Origin of the sequence: Rhodocytophaga aerolata, from assembly GCF_030503435.1 — a bacterium.
In the GTDB taxonomy this organism is placed as follows: Bacteria; Bacteroidota; Bacteroidia; order Cytophagales; family 172606-1; genus Rhodocytophaga; species Rhodocytophaga aerolata.
This window is the reverse complement of record NZ_JAUKPO010000009.1, coordinates 121503-140408: the sequence shown is the minus strand read 5'-3', so window position 1 is coordinate 140408 and position 18906 is coordinate 121503. Positions and strand designations below refer to the sequence as shown.

General features: G+C 41.7%; 13 protein-coding genes. 3 read left to right on the top strand and 10 right to left on the bottom strand.

Features of this window, described 5'->3' with window-relative positions; translation table 11 throughout:
* Positions 1-21: 21 nt before the first annotated feature.
* Complete coding sequence (gene accC / locus Q0590_RS17050; protein ID WP_302038787.1) at positions 22-1515, bottom strand: acetyl-CoA carboxylase biotin carboxylase subunit; 1494 nt, start codon at positions 1513-1515, stop codon at positions 22-24.
* 176 nt (positions 1516-1691) lie between these two features.
* Between accC and Q0590_RS17045 the strand changes: the two genes are divergently transcribed.
* The 3 genes from Q0590_RS17045 to Q0590_RS17035 all read left to right on the top strand — a co-directional run bounded on the left by Q0590_RS17045 (position 1692) and on the right by Q0590_RS17035 (position 3065).
* Positions 1692-1868, top strand: coding sequence for a hypothetical protein (locus Q0590_RS17045; protein WP_302038786.1), 177 nt, complete (start codon positions 1692-1694; stop codon positions 1866-1868).
* Between the two features lie 126 nt (positions 1869-1994).
* Positions 1995-2501 carry a c-type cytochrome gene (locus Q0590_RS17040; RefSeq protein WP_302038785.1) on the top strand — a complete coding sequence of 169 codons (507 nt, stop codon included), beginning with the start codon at positions 1995-1997 and terminating at the stop codon, positions 2499-2501.
* A gap of 63 nt (positions 2502-2564) precedes the next feature.
* Positions 2565-3065 carry a c-type cytochrome gene (locus Q0590_RS17035; protein WP_302038784.1) on the top strand — a complete coding sequence of 167 codons (501 nt, stop codon included), beginning with the start codon at positions 2565-2567 and terminating at the stop codon, positions 3063-3065.
* Positions 3066-3144: 79 nt separating this feature from the next.
* Here Q0590_RS17035 and cysK read toward each other — a convergent pair whose 3' ends face one another.
* The 9 genes from cysK to Q0590_RS16990 form a co-directional block, all read right to left on the bottom strand.
* A complete protein-coding gene (gene cysK / locus Q0590_RS17030; protein WP_302038783.1) occupies positions 3145-4059 on the bottom strand; it encodes a cysteine synthase A in 915 nt (304 codons plus the stop codon).
* Positions 4060-4124: 65 nt separating this feature from the next.
* Entirely contained in the window at positions 4125-4958 is an 834-nt protein-coding gene (gene epsC / locus Q0590_RS17025; protein WP_302038782.1) for a serine O-acetyltransferase EpsC, read from the bottom strand.
* A 91-nt stretch (positions 4959-5049) separates the two neighbouring features.
* Positions 5050-6273: a chorismate-binding protein gene (locus Q0590_RS17020; RefSeq protein ID WP_302038781.1), complete on the bottom strand. Its 1224-nt coding sequence runs from the start codon at positions 6271-6273 to the stop codon at positions 5050-5052.
* Between the two features lie 131 nt (positions 6274-6404).
* Positions 6405-6827: a hotdog fold thioesterase gene (locus Q0590_RS17015; RefSeq protein ID WP_302038780.1), complete on the bottom strand. Its 423-nt coding sequence runs from the start codon at positions 6825-6827 to the stop codon at positions 6405-6407.
* Positions 6828-6845: 18 nt separating this feature from the next.
* A complete protein-coding gene (locus Q0590_RS17010) occupies positions 6846-8117 on the bottom strand; it encodes an MATE family efflux transporter (protein WP_302038779.1) in 1272 nt (423 codons plus the stop codon).
* A gap of 84 nt (positions 8118-8201) precedes the next feature.
* Positions 8202-11432 (bottom strand): ligand-binding sensor domain-containing protein, encoded by a 3231-nt coding sequence (locus Q0590_RS17005; protein ID WP_302038778.1) that lies wholly within the window; start codon positions 11430-11432, stop codon positions 8202-8204.
* 198 nt (positions 11433-11630) lie between these two features.
* Positions 11631-12995, bottom strand: coding sequence for a dipeptidase (locus tag Q0590_RS17000; protein ID WP_302038777.1), 1365 nt, complete (start codon positions 12993-12995; stop codon positions 11631-11633).
* Positions 12996-13087: 92 nt separating this feature from the next.
* Entirely contained in the window at positions 13088-13729 is a 642-nt protein-coding gene (gene plsY, locus Q0590_RS16995) for a glycerol-3-phosphate 1-O-acyltransferase PlsY (RefSeq protein ID WP_302038776.1), read from the bottom strand.
* Between the two features lie 191 nt (positions 13730-13920).
* A complete protein-coding gene (locus Q0590_RS16990; RefSeq protein ID WP_302038775.1) occupies positions 13921-18816 on the bottom strand; it encodes a hypothetical protein in 4896 nt (1631 codons plus the stop codon).
* Positions 18817-18906 lie beyond the last annotated feature (90 nt).

Here is an 18906-nt window from a genome sequence, read left to right as displayed (position 1 = left end):
AAAAACACAAGCAATATGTTTTTACAAACGGTTCTTTTTCCACGAACGCTGCCCAGCATTCACAGGCTGGGTAACAGGTACAGCCTCTGTTTGCTTTTGTTGAATTAGCAGCCTGGCTACCAAGGCAGCCGCTAGCTGGGCTTCATTTTCAAAGGGAGTTTCCAGCTGTTGTGGCGTAAAATGTCTGGCTACAAAATTGGTATAAAACTTACCGGAAACAAAAGCCGGGTGTTGCATAACAAATTTACAAAAGCCTAAAGTAGTTTGTACACCACTTACCTGATATTCATCTATTGCCCGGATCATCCGGCTGATGGCTTCTTCCCTGTTTTTGGCAAACGTGATCAGTTTGGCAATCATCGGATCATAATAAATGGGAATATCCATACCTTGCTCAAACCCATCGTCTACCCGGATACCTGGGCCTTGTGGCCGTACATACGTTTGCAGGCGGCCAATGTCTGGCAAGAAATTATTTGCCGGATCTTCGGCATATACCCGTATTTCCAGAGCATGTCCATGTATTTTCAGATCTTCCTGACGGAAGCTTAACTTTTCTCCCTGTGCAATCCGGATTTGTTCTTTTACCAGGTCTACGCCAGTAATTTGTTCAGTTACCGGATGTTCTACCTGTAACCGGGTATTCATCTCCAGGAAATAGAAGTTCAGATTCTCATCTACAATAAACTCAACGGTTCCGGCCCCAAAATAATTACAGGCTCTGGCTACGTCTACCGCACTCTCGCCCATTGCCTCCCGTATCTGGGGAGTAAGTACAGAAGAGGGCGCTTCTTCTACTACTTTCTGATGGCGGCGCTGCACAGAGCATTCTCTTTCAAACAAATGCACAATATTGCCATGTTGGTCACCCAATACTTGTATTTCGATGTGTTTGGGAGAGATAATATATTTTTCTATGAACACAGAGCCATCGCCAAAAGCCGAAGTAGCCTCACTTACAGCCCGTTGCATCTGCTCCTCAAAGTCTTGTGGATGGTCTACAACCCGCATACCTTTGCCTCCGCCGCCTGCACTGGCTTTAATCAATACTGGGTAGCCAATTTTATCACATATTCTTTTTGCTTCGGTTATGTCTGTTACCGCATCTGGGGTGCCCGGCACCATAGGTATATTAAATTTAGATACGGCTGCTTTGGCTGTCAGCTTATCACCCATTATCCGGATAGATTCCGGGGAAGGCCCAATAAATACGATACCTGCTTCTCCTACTGCCTTAGCAAAAGCGGCATTCTCAGATAAAAATCCGTAGCCGGGGTGAATGGCATCCACACCTAATTTTTTGCAGACATCAATTATTTTATCTCCTTTTAAATAAGATTGCGCAGAAGCAGCCGGACCGATACAAACTGCTTCATCCGCATAACGAACATGTAGGGCATTGCGGTCTGCTTCACTGTAAACGGCTACTGTGCGGATGCCCATTTCACGTGCGGAACGCATTACCCGTAAAGCTATTTCTCCTCTGTTGGCTATCAGTATTTTTTTTATCTGCATGGTGGCTTCTTATGGGCTTATGAATAGTAATTGATTTATTTATTCGATAAACAGATGGGCTAACTCAGGTGTTTATCGATTGGGATGCTGCGAAATTAAACTATCTCTTCAAATTATCATTTCTTGTGAAGAATAAATAATTTTGCTGCTCCTGCTATTTCATTTATCTGGCTTGTATGAACCGATCTAAAAAAATATTTCTTCTGATAAGCGCCGTTTTCATTCTGCTGATGATCTATTTTACAGTAGATATTTTTTCGCGGACTACAGCCCCCTGGAAAAGGAAAAAGAAATCCACTTCCACAGAGCAGGTAACTGACTCCACCCGTACAGATACTGAAAGTGGGCAATAGCTTATTTCTTCGCCGGAAAATAATGCGGTTAGCCACAAATTAAAATTTTTTATTTCTATCCTTCTTATTTATTTCACGTACAAATTTGTATTGCTAACTATTATCCTATTAACTGAATAACTACGTATGAAAAATTTGATAGAAAGATCTGTTATGTTGTCTGTGCTTGCCGGTATGCTATTATTTACGGCTTGTAATTCTTCTGAAAACAAAGAAAACACGACTACTGAGACAACAGCCACAGAAAATACAGCTCCCGATGCTACAGCTACTGAAAATACAGCTGATCAAACGGCTACAGGCAACAGCACAGCCAATGCGTCTACACCTACGGCTTCTGCAGCTGATCTGGAAAAAGCTAAACAATTATACAATACCAATTGTGCCGTATGCCATAAATTGAATAATGAAGTATTGATAGGCCCTGGCCTGGCAGGAATTAACCAAAAACATCCGCAGGAATGGCTGGTTAAATGGATTAAAAACTCTCAGAAGGTGATAGAAAGCGGAGATAAATATGCAGTGGAGTTATTTAACAAATACAACAAAGTGCCTATGCCTGCCTATGAGAACTTTAGTGACGATGAGATTAAAGCCATACTGGCCTACATTGAGCAAAACCAGGAAAAATAGTCTATTCATTTACCAATAAACTTTATCCCTTATACATATACACTATTTTTTAACTTCCTAGATATGGATTACATTAAACAACTTCAATTGATTATTATTCTGCTGTGCGTGATTGTTGTTCTGTCTATTGGTACTGGTATTGCTTTTGTGGCCACCTATACGCCTGGTAGTGAAAACGTTGCCCAGCAAGCTACTGCTACTGCTAATGGACAGGCATCGGCGGCTCCTGCACAAGCGGCTGCTATTACCGACCCGGTAGCCAAAGCCGGAGAAACGTTATTCAAAAATAACTGCGCGGCCTGCCATGCAAGTTCTACGGAAGTAGTTGTAGGCCCGGGCTTAGCCGGTATTACTCAACGGCGTCCCGAAGAATGGCTGGTTGCCTGGATCAGAAACTCACAGAAAGTGATACAAAGTGGCGATAAGTATGCAATTGAGCTTTTTAACAAATATAACAAAACAGTAATGCCTGCTTATGATTATTCCGATGATCAGATAAAATCTATTCTTCGCTATATAGAAGCAGTGAATGGAGGAACAAGTGGCTCTGTTGCACAAAAATAAACCGCTGAGGGTTTTAACAAAAAACCACCTGAAATAGCTCAGGTGGTTTTTTGTTTGTGTGAATAGAGAGTATTACTTATTATACGAATAACCCCTCGATAGATAAATATCGTTCGCCAGTATCATAGCAGAAGGTAAGCACTTTAGAACCTTCTGGTATTTCAGGTAATTTTTTAGCTACAGCAGCCAGGGAAGCGCCAGACGAAATGCCTATAAATATTCCCTCTTCTTTTGCTGCCCGTATGGTATATTCAAAGGCTTCTTCTTTGCTTACCTGGATGGTTCCATCAACACGGTCCACATAGAGGTTTTTTGGAATAAAACCGGCACCTATCCCTTGAATGGGATGCGGGCTTGGAGAACCGCCACTGATAACCGGAGATAAGGCAGGTTCTACAGCAAAGCTTTTCATATTCGGGTAATATTCTTTTAATACTAGGTCGCAGCCGGTAATATGCCCGCCGGTACCAACGCCAGTAATCATATAATCTATTTTACCTGGAAAATCCCGCAGAATTTCCTGTGCAGTGTGCTCCCGGTGTGCCCGTATATTGGCTTCATTATCGAACTGCATCGGCATCCAGGCTTTCGGGTTAGAAGCTACCATATCGTGTGCACGTTCAATTGCTCCTTTCATTCCTTTTTCGCGGGGGGTTAGCTCAAACTGTGCTCCGTATGCCGACATCAAACGGCGGCGCTCAATGGACATAGATTCGGGCATCACCAGCACCAATTTGTACCCTTTTACAGCAGCTACCATAGCCAAACCTACACCCGTATTCCCGGAAGTTGGCTCAATAATAATGCTATCTGGTCCCAGTAAGCCTTTTTTCTCCGCATCTTCAATCATTGATAAGGCAATACGGTCTTTTATACTGCCGCCGGGGTTTGCCCGTTCTAATTTCATCCATACTTCTGCACGTTTACCAAACAAGCGGTTAATGCGTACAATGGGGGTATTTCCAATGGTTTCTAATATATTATTTGCTCTCATAAGTTTAGTTAGATGTGTTTATTTGTTGCCTGGTACCTAGTGTATCAGGCTATATAATATGTTAGTTATATATAAAATTCCAGATACTGTTCTACCGCTTTTTGTCCGCTAACTTTAATCTGGCTTTTGTGGTATACTTTGGAATAGGCCGGCACACTTTCTGTCAGCCATACGTTTCCCCCGATCACGCTATGTTCGCCAACTACTACTTCGCCCCCTAAAATTGTTGCATTAGCATAAATCACTACATAGTCACCGATAGTGGGGTGCCTTTTTACATTGGCTAGTGCTTTTTCTACACTAACGGCTCCCAGCGTTACGCCCTGATATAGTTTTACATGATTGCCAATAATGGTGGTTTGTCCGATGACTATACCGGTACCATGATCTATGCAAAAATAAGAGCCTATCTGGGCACCCGGGTGAATGTCTATGCCTGTTTTTTGGTGGGCGTACTCTGTTAGCATTCTGGGGATATAGGGAACATCCAGCTTATAGAGCACGTGTGCCATCCGGTAAATAGCAATCGCATAAAATCCAGGGTAAGTAAGAATAACTTCATGTATGTCTTTAGCCGCCGGATCTTCCCGTACAATGGCTTCTGCATCTTTCAGTAATTGCGTATAAATAACCGGTAAAAAGGAGAAAAATTTCTTAGTTAGTAAAGTATCCGGCAAATGGGCATGACACTGGGAAGATTTTAATAATTGCACAAAATCCAGGCTCAGCTTCTCTACAAAATCTTGTATTTCTGCAGTAGAACTGAAAGATTTACTGGCAAACTGCGGAAACAGTACTTTAAGGAGATTCTCAGCAAATCCGTAAACAGCCTCTTTGCGGGGTATTGCCTCGGATGCTTTATGTGCCTGTAGGAGTGTATGCAGAAAATGAGTATCCATAAAAAAATGAGTTATCAATTATCACTAAACAAACAACAATAAGCAATGTTTAACGCATAAAAATTTAGTAGCTATGCCGGAATTTGATTCGTTACTGCTTAAAAACATCCAGTAAGGTGCGGCATTTCAGTTCGGTTTCTATCCACTCTTTTTGCGGATCAGAATCGGCGGTGATTCCTGCTCCGGCATATAAAATGGCTTTATCAGGACTTAGCTGCATACACCGTAAATTTACAAATAAATGTGTCTCCGCATTTACATTTACCGGCCCCAAAAATCCGCTATAAAAAGACCGATCATGTTTTTCAAAATCCAGAATAAATTGCAGGGCAGGTTCTTTCGGTGTACCACACACCGCCGATGTTGGATGAAGGAGTTGCAGCATAACAGTACCCAACTGCGGAAAATTTACTTCCTGGGTATCTACTGTAAATTCCGTTTGTAAGTGCATCAGATTTCCGGCGGCCACTGTTCTGGGGCCTATTTCCTCATACTCCCGCAGACGTATTTTTTTAAAACAATTAACAATATACCGGCTTACCAAGGCTTGTTCTTCAATCTCTTTCTGTGTCCATACAGCCTGGCTTACCGGAAGCCCCTCCACCAGCCGCTGCGTACCAGCCAGCGATACCGTGCGGAATATTCCCTGTTTGTCAACACTAATCAGTGTTTCAGGCGAGGCTCCCATCCAGATACCCACATCGGGAATAAAAACCAGGGAAACAAATGCATGCGGGTACCGGCTGCATAAGCTCAGGAAATTCTGCACATTGTCTGGATTCGAGAGTAGAGTTATTTCTTTTGTCCTGGACAAGACGACTTTCCGGAAATGGCCTTGATTAATTGCCTCTATGGCTTTGGAAACAGCTCCCTCAAAGGTACTTTTTGCCACATTTTCCAGAGGAGTTTCTGTATATTTAATGTCGGATGTTTGCTTACTTTCCGGATCGGTTAGTTCATCAGCCACTTGCTGCCGGAAGCGGTCATATCTGCTAGCATTGAAAATATTCGCTTTCAGGGTTTCCTCGGTAATGGCACCATCCGTAATGGTATAGTACATATCTCCTCTGATAAACAAACTGGCCTGGCCATTGTCATTTAAAAAAGGGCTGAAGGCAAAACCGGCAGGTAGTTCTTCCAGGTCTATAGGGGTGGTAGTGGCTGTACCGGAAAAATCGACCATCAGGTGTATAGTGCCGGTATGTGGCAAACGCCAGAGAGCTACCGGATAATTGTGTTGCAAAGCCTGGTGCCATACCGCTTTGCTGAAATCTAATGTGTTATTCTGAAAGGCAATGGTTGTCGTTGTGTCCACTCAAGTTACATTTTTCTTTTTTCACTAAGACATATTACTTTATAAAAGCCTGATGTCTGACCATACATTTACCCTTGTTCTACACATATGGGCAAAGGAATTCTGTTTATAGTATAACCATCCTGAGGGCCTTACTGTTTTTTTTCCAGTACAGCTATTGTTATCCGGCTGACACATACCAGTTGGCCAGATTCATTGGTAATCCGGATTTCCCAAACCTGCGTTTGCCGGCCTACATGTAGCGCAGTTGCTTTTCCATATACATATCCATCCCGTACACTCCGTATATGGTTGGCATTGATCTCTAACCCAACACACTGATATTTCTCCAGATCTACTGAAAGGCTGGCGGCAAAGCTCCCCAGAGTCTCGGCCAATACAACAGAGGCTCCCCCATGTAACAGGCCAAAAGGTTGTTTGGTTCGATGGTCTACAGGCATTCTGGCACATATATAATCACTGCCTATTTCGGTAGCTTCTATTCCCAGGTGTTCACCCATATTACCCTGGTTGAGTTTGTTCAAATAGTCGAGCGTAACATTGGAGTTAATCATAGCTATTTAGTTAAAGAGTTATAGATCTTTTGTGGTAAAAATAAGTAAACAAATGGCATATCCGGCAGACCGTATACAATAGGCTATCGGAAAGGCTTCAATACCCATAGGTGTATACAGAGAAAAAACAGCAAGTATATACAAAGCCGCGGACAAAACCTGCATTATAATAAACAGGCGGATATGGGCTTTTCCCAGCAAAACGTAGGCAAAAAAATAGGATACCATAATAAAAAAATCACCTAATACCTGCCATTTAAAATAGGCTTCGCCGGCTAAAAAACGATCGTCGAATAGCAGCAGCAGTATATGGTAACGGGTAAGATAAACGCCAATCAATCCCAACATGATAATAGGCAACCAGTTTAGTATTGCTTGTGAAAGAACCTGTTTTATCGCTTGCTTATTGCCAATGGCTGCTGCCACACCTGGGAAATATACCACGGCGAGCAAGGCCGTAAATACCTGAGTATACCATTCAGATGTTCTAACAACAGCCTGCCAAAGGCCAGTAGCCTGGCTACCAAACTGATTGATGGCAAATTGGCGGATAAAGAAATCAACCGTCCTGCCAAATAGAACCAGACTCAACGCCATGAGGCTATATTTTCCCAGGGCAATAAATGCCTGCTTCAGGTTATTTTGAACTACTCCCTGATTCACATAGTGCCAAAGGTCTGTAGATAAATCCGTAACAGAAATATGGTAAAATTTCAACAAGATCCATATACCAACAAGTGAAAGCCCTTGCCCGGCAGCAAAACCAGCTAAACTATAGGATAAACTTGAGGTACTTACCCCCACGATTACTCCACTTAAGACTATTATACTGGAAGCTATCTGAGCTAACAGATACACTTTCGTTTTTTGTGCAGCTAATAATAAGGCGCTACAATAAAGGTATACTAACTGGCCAAGGGATGCCACGGCCACTAAAGTAAACCATTGAAAACGGTGCCAGGAAGCTGGAAAAACCTTAAAAAACGGATTGATCAACAGCAGGAAAGCCAGGCTACAAATTACCCATACCAGCATATGCCAGAGTAATCCTGCTACTAAAAAATCTCTCCGGAGACCTTTGTTTACTTGCTGATCTGCTATGTATTTCACCAGGCCTTTTCCAATGCCTTCTGCCGGAACCAAGGTAACAATGCTAAACAAATTTTGCAGGTGGGCTAAGGCTGTAATTCCGGTTGCTCCGAGAAAAAAAGCAAACAGCTTGTTTATCGCAAGGCTACTCCCAATCCTTACCAGAAGCATGACAAGGGAGCCTGTATATTTTCGGAGCATAGTGCAAAAGCTGGAGATTGGATGCCAAAATCAGGGCAAAGGTATTCAAAGCAAGACATATACCAGCTAATACGCCTACAAAAACTAATGGACAGGTTGAGGAATCTGCAACACAAACTTTATACATGTTCCGGCACCTGGAACAGATTCGATCAGCAAATGGCCTTGCAGTTTTTTGGAGCGGCTTTGCATATTCATAAGCCCGTTTCCCCCTTTCTCTTTTTCTTTTTCAAACCCCAGCCCATCATCTGACAAACTAACGCTCATCTGGGTATGATTTATGCCGAATTGCAGCCGTACCTTCCGGGCTTTGGCATGTTTAAGAATGTTGCTCATCCCTTCTTTAAAGAGTAATATCAGATGACGGCTATCGCCCATAGGTAGCATTACCGGGCGTAGTTCTTCACTTATTCCCATCACTTCGAAACATACGTCCGTTTTTTCAAACAAGTCATCGCCGAAATCTTTCAGGCGGATGGCCACCTCATACAAACTATCATTTTCTGGGTTGATAGACCATATGAAGTCTTTGGTGCCCTGATAAAGTTGATTTGAGTTGTCGCGGATTTTGGTTAACAGGTGGTCTACTTCTGCGCCATGCCCATTTAATCTTGCTTTGATCAGTTCAGTGATTAAGGAAATACGGGTGAGGCGGTTCCCAAACTCATCGTGCAGGTCCTGGGCTGCTAGCTTGCGTACCCGTTCATTTTCGGTGAGCTTGGCCTTTTCAATCTCCATCAGGTGATGTACTTTTTGTTTTACCCGGTAATCGTAGGAAAGTTTGATGGCAATAGCCAGCACTGCAAAAGTGGCCAGATAAAACCAATAGGTCCGCCAGAAAGGGGGAGTTATTATCAATTTTACCACCGCTTCCTGCTGATCACTCCAGATTCCGTCACTGTTAGACCCCTTCACCCGGAATGTATATTCACCCGGACTCAAATTAGTGAAACTGGCATAGCGGCGGTTTCCGGCATACATCCATTCATCCTGAAAATTATCCAGCTTAAAGGCATACTGGTTTTTGCGCGGATTGGTATAATCCAGGGCTACAAAGTCGAAAGAGAAGAAATTTTCCTTATAATTCAAGCGGATTTCGCCTTGTGCAGCCAGCAAGCTATCGAGGTTTATTGGTTTTTCGAATATTTTGAAGGAAGTAAGCTGAATTTTGGGTACATGCTGATTATCTGAGATACTATCCGGATCGAAACTTACTACGCCACTATTGCCTCCAAAAAACATCTCTCCTTTCTCACTTCTATGATAGGCACCTGAGTTGAATTCATTATTAGGCAATCCATCGGTTACATCATAATTTTTGAACTGTTTACTTACCGGATCAAACCGGGAGATGCCCAGGTTTGTACTCATCCAGATACGACCTTTGTCATCCAGTAAGGCACCGTAGACATAATTATTAGATAAACCGCTTTTTTCACTGTAATGAATAAACCGTTCGTTTCCTTTGGTAACTTCCAGTTTGTTGATGCCCTGGTCTGTACTAAACCACAAATTTCCCTGCTTATCCTCTAAAACAGACCAAACCATATTGCTACTAATACTATATGGGTTATTCTCCTGATGCAGGTATTGCGTAAATGTTTCCGACTGACGGTCAAATTTACTTAAGCCCGACAAAGAGCCAATCCATAGGTTTTGTTGTTTATCTTCTAAAATGGAAGTGATAAAATACCCTTTCAGCCCAGTATCTTCCCAGTAGCTTTTTGTTTCCCCGGTAGCCCGGTCGTATTTTTTTAAGTCGAACCCAGTGCCGATCCAGAAATTATTCTGACTATCCTCATACAAATACATGATTTCATTCTCCATGTATTTCCGTTGATGGTTATTAAAGTAAATTCTGGTAAAAGTTTCTTTCTGCCTGTCGAATTTATTGAGCCCAAAATGCGTACCTACCCATAATGTACCTTGTTTATCTTCATAAATCCGCTCCACCATATCGTCGCTGATACTTGTTGTATTCTTCGGATCGTAGGTGTATTTCTTGTATTGATTGGTTTTGCGGTTGATTCTTACCAGCCCTTTTTGTGTGCCTATCCAGAGGTTATCTTCTTTATCGGTGTATATAGCAAAGGTAGAGTTGGTGGCAAAAGACTTTTCCTGGCTGGTGAAGCGGTTCCAGAACACAAATTTATTTTTGGCCCGGCTGTATTTATGCACCCCGGCTCCGCGGGTTCCAATCCACACTACATCTTCAAAAGCATCTTTACTCTCGTAGAGAGAAAAGATCATATTACTTTTCAAGCCTTTAGTTGCAAAAAAATCATCTTTTATATGGATAATGGAAGCCACAGTGTGTTTATCCTGCATGATGATTTTACAGATCCCGTTAGATTGAGTGCCGATCCATAGATCGCCTTTCTGGTCTACAAGTAACGTTTTAATCACATTATCACTTAAACCCATTGGCTTATCTGGGTCACGGTAAAAATGTTGGACTTCGCTGGTGTTTTTATCTATTCTATTAAGTCCCCGGGTGGTTCCTACCCATAAGTTTCCAAAATGATCTTCTGTAATGGCTGTTACCACATAATCCGATAGCCTAAATAATGAACTTGAGCTATTCCCGGCATGCACAAAACTGAGTTTTTGTTGACTTGGATGCTTGTCTGGATTCTGAATAACTACCTGATTGAGGCCTTTTGCTGTGCCAAGCCATACTTTTCCTTCTTTATCTTCGAAAATAGTAAATACCCTATGGTTGCTGATACTACTTGCATCTGTAGAATCTGGCTTATAAGTATAGATCTGGTACTCGTTTTTTTCTTTATCGAATACCATCCGTTTTAATCCTTCAACGGTTCCCAGCCATATGCTCTGCCACTGATCTTCATAAATACTAAAAATCGGAAATATATCGGCACTTGCAGTGTCAGCAGAAAGTTGAGGAAACCGCACAAATGTATTGGTGGTTTTGTCTAATCTATTTAATCCGTCCAGTGTACCTACCCATAAGTTGCCTACTTTATCTTCATGCAAATGATGGATCTGGTTGTTGGACAAGGAAGTGGAATCGTAGGGGTCGTGTTTATAATGAATAAAAGTGTATCCATTGTATTTATTGAGGCCATCTACGGTGCCAAACCACATAAAGCCTTGCTTATCTTTTAAGATGGTATATACTTCGCTTTGCGAAAGCCCATCTTCTACTGAAATATGATCGAAGTTGGCTGTGTTGTATTGGGCAGAAAGGGAAAAATGCACTAAGCAAAACAACAGCCAGAGCCATCGTATGCTTGTATTGAATGCATAGATGATAAAAAAATCAATTATCTTTTTTGGAAAGAACCAATACATAAAGTTCTTGTTATAAGTCTCTTATCTTCAATATTATCAAATTTTTCGCAGAATACTGTTATTTAGCCAGTGAAATAGTAATGCATATAGTAGTACTATTCTATAGGTACATAGCCGTCCGATTATATACATAAGCAAAAAGCCTGCACTTGCGATGCAGGCTTTTTGCTTATGTATCAAGTTATTCATGCAGCCAAATTAAGCCTTGCTAAGTGCTGCAAAATGTTTAAAAAACAGCGGTATGGTTTCTATCCCTTTTAGGTAATTAAAAATACCATAACTTTCATTGGGTGAATGAATAGCATCAGAATCCAGGCCAAAACCCATCAATACACTTTTCAGCCCAAGTTCCTTTTCAAACAAGGCTACTATAGGTATACTGCCACCTTCCCGTTTAGGGATTGGTACTTTCCCCCAGGCCTCTTCAAAGGCTTTGCTTGCCGCCTGGTAGGCCACCGAATCTACAGGAGTAACTACAGGTTCTCCCCCGTGATGCGGTTTAACTTTCACCCGTACACTTTTGGGAGCAATGGATTCAAAATGCTTCTGGAATAACTCCGTAATTTTGTGAGAATGTTGGTTGGGTACCAGCCGCATGCTGATTTTTGCATTTGCTTTGGAAGGAAGTACAGTCTTGGATCCTTCTCCGGTATAGCCACCCCAGATACCATTAACATCCAGCGTTGGCCGGATAGATACTCTTTCCAGAGTAGTATATCCTTTTTCGCCATGGATATCGCCAATGTTGAGTTCTTTCTTGTATTCTTCTAGAGAGAATGGGGCTTTTGCCATTTCCGCCCTCTCCTGTTCGCTTAGTTCCTGCACATCATCGTAAAAACCTGGTATTGTAATATGATTGTTTGCATCTTTTAAGGAAGCAATCATTTCGCAGAGGATGTTGATGGGATTTGCCACGGCGCCTCCATACATACCTGAATGCAGATCGCGGTTGGGTCCAGTAACCTCCACTTCCAGGTAACTCAGCCCCCGTAATCCCGTCGTAAGCGAAGGACAATCATTAGCAATAATGTTGGTATCAGAAATCAGGATAACTTCTGCCTTTAGCTTTTCTTTGTTATTCTTTACAAATATGCCCAGATTGTCAGAGCCTACTTCTTCTTCGCCTTCAATCATAAACTTCACATTACAGGGCAGCGTATTAGTGGCTAGCATCGTTTCCAGGGCTTTTACGTGCATGTATACCTGGCCCTTGTCGTCACAGGCACCTCTGGCATAAATTTTTTCGTCTTTAATTACCGGCTCAAAAGGCGGCGAATGCCAAAGTTCTAAGGGGTCGGCAGGCTGCACATCGTAATGTCCGTATACCAGTACTGTAGGCAAAGACGGATTAATGGTTTTTTCGCCGTACACAATCGGATGGCCAGCTGTTTCGCATAGTTCGGCCTGATCTGCTCCGGCTTTCAGTAATTGCTCGCGGATAAATTCTGCGGCTTTTCTCACTTCAGCCTTATATTTACTATCGGCACTCACAGAGGGTATCCGTAATAAATCAAGTAATTCGTTGATAAACCGGTCTTTATGTTGATGAATGTAATCTTGCATAGGTTTTTGGTTAATGCTTGATATAAAATAAGAAAGGGCTAAAATAGCAAATCTGCTTTTAACCCTTTTGTAATCGTGTATAAAAATTGATGTTACTTCTTTTTCAGCCGGATAGTGGTGCGGTTTTCTTCCCCGTTTATCAACCGGACTATATTTTTCTGATGGGTAAGGGCCACAATGGCAAACAGCACAAATCCGAAAATATTTAACAGTGGTTCTTCTGGATTAAATCTGGGAATAAGTAGCAGAATCGGAAAAGCCAGCGTTGCAATCATGGAACCAAGTGAAACATATTTGGATGTCAGCAATACAATAATAAAGATCAGCACACAAAGCAAGGAGGCTTCCAGATGTATAGCCAGTGCCATTCCCAGCAAGGTAGCCACGCCCTTTCCTCCTTTAAAATTAACATAGACCGGAAAGATGTGCCCTACCACCGCCAGAATACCGAACAACAGTTTAAATTGTATGATAGACTCTGCAGAAATGGCGTCCATGAAGTACAAAATAAGGGCAAGAGAGGTAGCGGTCCATCCTTTAAAAATATCTACCAGCATCACAATAATACCTGCTTTTTTACCTAGTACCCGGAATGTATTGGTTGCTCCGGCGTTGCCACTGCCGTACTTACGCACATCTATACCAAAGTAAGCTTCGCCCAGCCAAACCGACGTAGGCAGGGAGCCAATCATATAAGCCATTATTGCACCACAAATAATCAGCAATATATCCATCTAAAATAGTTCTTTAAGTAATTGTAACTGAAACAGAAGTTAGTTAAAAATAATTTACAGTAGGTCCTCCAAATATATATAAGTTCACAGGATAACTCCAAATATTCCTGCCCTCACTTTAGACTACTGGTTTACCATTACTTTTACGAAACTTTCCTTTACTAAAGATGTATTTTTAGGAAAACACCTCATTAAAATCCGTCTTTTTTCTCAAACTTAGTATCTTTCTCTGGTTGTTTCTCTTCTGTTGGAGCTTCTTCCTGCGGTACTTCCAGGGTTGGTTGCTCTTCTTTGCCTTTTTTCTTCTTTGTTTTTTCTTTTTTCTGCTTTGCTGGTTTTGGTTGCGCTTCTACCTGCTGCTCAACAGGGGCTTCTTGTGTAAGTGTCTGTTCCGGCTTTGGCTGTTCCTCCGTTTTGCTTACCTGCTGCTTCACTGTGTTGGTCGCAATACCTTTGTACTCGCGGTTGAAGCGGTCAATAAAGGTGGCTCTTTCGTCGTGGGTAGCCATTGCCAGGCTAAACTGGCCGGGTTTGCCAGGTTTAGCCTTTTTGCCCATTACGTCATTGAATTTCTCATCGGACGATAAAACCATTAGCTGGTTCTGTGTAAAATCAAAATAATACCAGTCATCTGAAGTAATTTCAAGGTAAATGGTGGCATCATCCCCGGAAGGTGTTTTTCGAATCTCCACCATTCCGCCTAGCAATGAATTAATATCAACATTGGCAATATTGGATACACCCAGTTGGCCATTGCTGTAAAAAGCCTTATTTGCTTCCGACCATTTCAAATTCACGTTAGACAACACCATGGTTGCGAGCAGCCGCTTAGAGGCCTGGTGTAAAGGAATAAATCCTTGTTTAGATTTTTCTTTATAACTTTTAGTAGCTCCGTTACCAATAATAGCAGCTAGTTTTTCATATAATAGTTCTTTATCGTCATTCGCTTCTTTATCGCCTACCCCTTTATCTAACTTGGTTTGAACGATGGTATTTCCCATGGTCGTTACTCCCTGCATAGGCAGTGGAAAATTGAAGGCAAGTAAAGAATTGAGGCTATAATCATTTGATGCAAAATCTACTTCACCAATACCAGAAGATAACAGATACTCACTGGGTGCACTGAACAAATCAACCTTACCAGAAAACTTAAGCTTTCCGGTAGCATCATTCAATACCAGCTGGTTTCCTTCCATGGAGGCATTATTTAGCTTCTCTATCGGAGCAACCGTAAATTCATTAGTAGCCGGGTTATATTTTAACTGCCCTTTGGCTGTAATTAGATCCTTATCATCCTGGTTAGATTTTACAGAAAGGAAGGTAGTGTAAATGGAGGAAGTTTGCTTATCAATATGAATGCCTGTTGTTACTGGTAAATTATCTACGGTCAGGTTTTCATCCACATTAATTACAATATTTTCTTCTCCTTTATTGTTTTTATAGGGCAACCATGCTCCCAGTGTCGCCTGACTCTTCAGATCCAGCTTAATTGACCCGTCCAGAATCAGGTTTTTTTCCGGAGCAAGCATGGTTACATTACCCTTGTACAATATTCTGGGAGCAATAAGAAACTTGTCTTCTTCCAGTACTTCACCGGCAGCCACTGTGTAGCTCCGGGGAGTCTTGTCCTTTTTAGTAGCTTCCTCCTGTTTGAGTTCAAAATCACCTAGTTTAATATTAAACTCTTGTTTTTCAGAATTAATGTACTTATACGTAGCATTTCCAACAAACTTAGAACGGGATAGAATCTGCACATTTCCGTCGAACAGATTATGATAAGCATATACTGTATCTATCGAAAGTTTTGCTTCAACCAATGGTTCCATTAAGGCATTCTCTTGGATGCGGACAACACCATTTTTTGGCATAATGCGGGCATCCGCCGATTGGATATAAGGAACACCACCAATATTCAGCGTATATTTTTCTATGTTATAGAGAGCAAAACGGGCATTGAATGTCAGGTTCTCCTGAGTAGGCTCCATAGAAGTAAAGGTACTGGTTTGTACATCCCCCTCCATGATAATACTTTTCTTCGCTATATCCCATTTTGCTTTATTAATAGATGTTTTATAGGCGGCATAGGGAAATTCCAGACTGGCAAAACCTGAAAGCGCCGGATTAGTACTGGTACTAATAGTTACTAATCCCTGGCCCATATTAAAATCTACGTTTACAAAATTGGCAGATAATACTGGCTTGGTCAGCACATTCGATTTAATACGGAATTCGGCATCACTTGCTTTAAAGAAGGTTTTATCCAGCTGAAAAGCAGAAGAATAGGTTTCAGAATCTTTTCTATCTAAAGTACCACTACCAAATAAGCCAGTAGAGCGGACTACCATCATCCCTTTGAAAGTAGCCCCTGTCTGTTTATATATTTCAAAAGGTGTGTCGGTATTAGAAATATTCATACTATCGGCCCGGGGCATCCACTTTAGGGAATAGTTCTTCAATTTTACCTGTGGGAAAGAGCCTGCACCAATAGTGGTTTCTTTAATTTCGGCTGTAGGACCTTTGGCTATCACAGAATCAGGGGTGAATAATACATCTTTCGAAGTAAGGGTAGTACTTAGATGCTCAATAGTACCGGAAGTCCGCAAACCCTTCATATCCATAATTATGTCTCCACTGAACACAATTTTGGAGGGTGAGTCGTATAAATTATACGCGTTCTGAGTTGGTTTATGACGGAATCCTAAGGTATTATCCGGCATAGGCACCAATGCTTCTTTGAAAGGCGGGAAAATACCATCCGAATAGAAAGTTCCTTGGTAATCGGGGTCTTTGCTGTTTAAGCTATCCAGTTTTACAGATGGAATTTCGAACCGCACATTTTTATTATAAGAACCTGCAATTCTATTCCGCTGATCGAAATAAATGGTGGCTCCTGACTCTACGTTCAATCTGGGGTATTCAGGAAAATCAGTTAAACCAGCCTTATTGTTAGGCTTATTGATGTACAGGGTTCCGGCACCATATCTGATCTCTCCACCCAGTTCTTTTTTATTCCCTTTTTTCAATGCTTCTTGTGAAGTAAACAGAATGGTGTCAATCTGAGGCATTTCTACGGTAAATTCGTCGTAGAGAAAGAAAAAACCCGATCCTTTAAACTTATAGGTACCCGCAGCTACCTCACCATCTAACAGGAAGTTCCGGTCTTTCAGCAGTTTTATTTCTTTGTTTCTGGGTTTAACCGATACGTTCAGTTTATTACTTAAATAAAACCGCTCTATTCCTTTAATTACCAGTTCGTTACTGCCAAAGTTTAAAGTAGCATTTGGCCCGCTTACACTTTTAGATTCTGCCCTGAAACTATCATAATCTCTTTTTTTACCGTTGGCTAGCACATTGTGGTCTCCTTTCCGGTTCATCTTTACCATGCCAGTTTCTGCATTATAATCCACATAACCCTCCTGCATCATTTCAATCATGGCTCCCCGCACAATATTTTCATTCAGCTTGTATTTGGCAGCCAGATCCCCTACATAAAAAGACTGGGTTTTAGTGGAATTGCTATAGGCCATCAGCATTTGCAGCGGATGGAAATTGTAGTTTCCTTTTAGAGATATATACCTGGTAGAATCGAAAAAATCATAGGACTCGAATATAGCCGGCACTTCTGACCGGGCAGTTAAAGTATAAAAATTAAGTTCTTCCGAGTTCAGATCCCATTGCACGCCATCAACGGTAATTTCTACTTTATGATAGGTGTCTACATAAGGGGTACTTTTGAATCCATCTAATGTATGATTTAAGCGCAGCAAGGGAATATTTTTATTGTAATTCAACTTTACCGACGGATGGTAAATAGAGTCGCGGTTATGTGGAATGACAACACTTATTCTGGGAGCAACAATAACTGAATCGCCAAACTCATATTTATGACCGGAAGTTTTAAACTTGGTTTCCCCATTTTCAACATAATTCAACAAGGCAGGTTTATTGTTTAAAGCTGTGCTGAATGTACGCTTGCCTACCATTGAAAAACCACCCAGGTACACCAGATTTTTTCCTACATTTTTCAGGCTTGCCTTATTGTAGTACGACATAAACCGTGGAAACTGCGCATCTTCGGGTCCTTTGTGTTTTTTGCTGATGAATTCAAAAATACCTTCTATTGGTTCGGTTAACACATCCGGATAGGTCATTTGTACGCCTTCTGCCGTAAGTTTAGTCGACCGCGTATCAAAATTATATTCTTTCATATCGCAATATGCCTGGGGTAATCCGGCAATAGCCCAGTCGAACTTACCACCAGCCCCCACAAAAACACCTTTTTTCAACATTAACGAACCCTGCGTACCTGTTAATTGAACTGAATCATACGCCGTGGCAAACACCAGGTTGGTATTGGTGAACACTAACAAGGCACCCTGGGGTACTGGCTGAATAGGTTTTTCAAATATCATTTCCTGTACGGGAAGTGGGGCGTCTGCTCCCGCATTAGTATCTGTCTCCAGATTGTCCCAGCTTGACCAACCATCATTGGCAGGAGGCTGAGAGGTGTTAGTATTTGTCTCTTGTTTTTCTTCTGGTTGCTCACCTATCTCTTTAAAAGTATCTGGAACCTGGGAGGCAGCAGTTTCATCTTTAAAAGCAATCGTATAGGTGCCGCCCTGTGCATATATGCGGTGATAGTTTGAGTTGTACAGTGCTTTTTTAGAAAAAAACAGGTTAAACGTTTCTACTACTTTCAAAAACTGCTTACTGTCGTATTGTTCCGCTGATTTTTCGGTAGCCATCAACAGATTATCCAGTTCACCGGAAGAGATGTTTTCTACCATGGTGGCTGTGTTAAGCATCCGGTATACCGGATAAAAGTGAGCAAACGCTTTGTATTTTTTGCCCGACATTTTTTTGGAAATAGCTATTAGTTTCTGCCGCTGGCCTTCACTCATCCGGGTAGTAAAAATATTTTCCAGATCTTTTCCTGCTTTTATGGCATCTGCATTTTTGGTAGCAGCCATCATAGCCGAAACATCCACCAGAAATTCATCCGGCTTATCTGATAACTTATATTGAGCCAGCAATAGTTGAGGCAGCAAGCTCAATAAAAGGAGAGTAAGTAGTATTTTCATTTTCATACGAAAACAGGTTGTATAGTAGAAGTTGCGTTACCCTCTGCGCATTGGCCAGCAAAGTTTTGATTATGAGAGAAGGCAGGCAACATTGTA